2 protein-coding genes are annotated in these 1,270 nt (G+C 75.9%); both read left to right on the plus strand.

From position 1 onward, the window contains the following. Nucleotides 1–620, plus strand: a 620-nt coding sequence (locus AC27IO_RS24365; protein ID WP_498741234.1) for a type II secretion system protein L, incomplete at its 5' end; no start/stop codon positions are given. After that, nucleotides 617–1,207 carry a type II secretion system protein M gene (locus AC27IO_RS24370; protein ID WP_498741235.1) on the plus strand — a complete coding sequence of 197 codons (591 nt, stop codon included), beginning with the start codon at nucleotides 617–619 and terminating at the stop codon, nucleotides 1,205–1,207. The genes AC27IO_RS24365 and AC27IO_RS24370, both read left to right, overlap by 4 nt. Nucleotides 1,208–1,270 lie beyond the last annotated feature (63 nt).

Genomic DNA, 1,270 nt, shown 5'->3' on the forward strand with positions numbered 1-1,270 from the left:
TGGCCGCGCTCGCCGAGCAGATGCTGGCCCGCCCCGCCGTGCTCTACACCGCCAGCCAGCGCGCCCTGGACGCCGCCCGCAGCGACTGGGACCTGGCGCAGTTCGACCTGGCCAGCAGCGGCCGCACCCGCGCGCTGCGCAAGGCAGGCAGCACGCTCGGCACCTTCGCGCGCGCGCCGCAATGGCGCGCCGCGCGCTGGGCCCTCGGGCTGCTGGTGGCCACGCAGCTCGTGGGCCTCAATGCCTGGGCCTGGCAGGAACGCCAGGCACTGGAGGCCAAGCAGGCCGGCGTGCGCGCCGCGCTCACGCAGACCTTTCCCCAGGTGAAGGTGGTGGTCGATGCGCCCGTGCAGATGGAGCGCGAACTCGCCCAGTTGCGCCAGGCCGCCGGCAGCGTCTCGCCGCGCGACCTCGAACCCATGCTGGCCGCCGCGGGCGCCGCGCTGCCGCCGGGCCAGTTGCCCACCGCGCTCGACTACAGCGCGGGCGATCTTCGCCTGCGCGGGCTCGAGCTGCCCGCCGAGGCGCTGGCCAGCGCCAACCAGCGGCTGTCCGCCGCCGGGTATTCCTCCCGCATGCAGGACGGCCAGTGGCTGCTGCGCACCGGAGGCCAGCCATGAAGCGCCCCGCACCCGCCGCCCCCTCTTCGCCCTCCAGCGCCGTCGCGCCCCTCAAGGCGCGCTGGAAGACCCTGGCCCCGCGCGAGCAGTCGCTGGTGCTGGCTGCCGGCGGCCTGGTCGCCGCCGCGCTGATGTGGTGGGTGGCGGTCGCGCCCGCACTGCAGACCCTGCGCAGCGCGCCCGCCCGCCATGCCGAACTGGATGCGCAGCTGCAGCACATGCAGTCGCTGCAGGCCGAGGCCCTGCAGCTGCAGAGCGCGCCGCGTGCGCCGCTGGGCGACACCGCCCAGGTGCTGCGCAGCTCGCTCACGCAGCGCCTGGGCACCACCGCGCAGATGGCGGTGCTGGGCGACCGCGCCACCGTCACGCTCAAGGGGGCGCCTGCCGATGCGCTGGCCCTGTGGCTTTCGCAGGCGCGCAGCAATGCCCGCACCGTGCCCATCGAGGCGCGCCTGGCGCGCAGCAGCACGGCCGTGGTCGGCCCCACGCCGGCCGGCAAGCCGCCCGCGGCCCTGTCCAACCAGCCTGCGGCGCCCGACATGCCGCGCTGGGACGGCACCCTGGTGCTGGCCCTGCCGCCGGGCTGATCCGCTGGTCCTTGCCATCCCTCCTCTCGCCCAACCCTTCCCCGAGCCCCCTTCTTGAACGCC

The organism is Acidovorax sp. KNOB132 (assembly GCF_057541515.1).